Here is a 405-nt window from a genome sequence, read left to right as displayed (position 1 = left end):
GGCCAAGACCAAGTCGGTTCCTGTGACGGGCCTGGAAATGGTTGCAGAGGACGGTGCCGGGTTCGCCGGTTTCGCTATCTGCGGCATGGGCATGGAACCCCACGGCCCGGACTTCATGGCCAGGGGCGACCTGTCGTCGCTGACCCCGGTGCCCTGGTAGCCGGGGTATGGGCGGGTGGTGTGCATCGGTCATGTGGATGGCAAGCCGTGGCCCTATGACAGCCGTTATGTGTTGCAGCAGCAGGTCGAACGCCTCAGCCAGCGTGGCTGGACCCTCAATACCGGGCTGGAGCCCGAGTTCAGCCTGTTCAAGCGCGATGCTGCGGATTCCACGGCAATCCGGCCGCCCATTCCATGAACATCCGGCCACTGATTCCACGATGATCCGGCCACCTACTCCACGGC

1 pseudogene is annotated in these 405 nt (G+C 64.2%); it reads left to right on the top strand.

Annotation, left to right across the window (positions count from 1 at the left end):
* Positions 1–322: pseudogene (locus tag ALO43_RS29460) on the top strand (type III glutamate--ammonia ligase); the annotation flags it as partial.
* Positions 323–405: the final 83 nt, after the last annotated feature.

The sequence above is a fragment of the Pseudomonas tremae genome (assembly GCF_001401155.1).
GTDB lineage: Bacteria > Pseudomonadota > Gammaproteobacteria > Pseudomonadales > Pseudomonadaceae > Aquipseudomonas > Aquipseudomonas tremae.
This window is presented reverse-complemented; position numbering and strand designations above follow the sequence as displayed.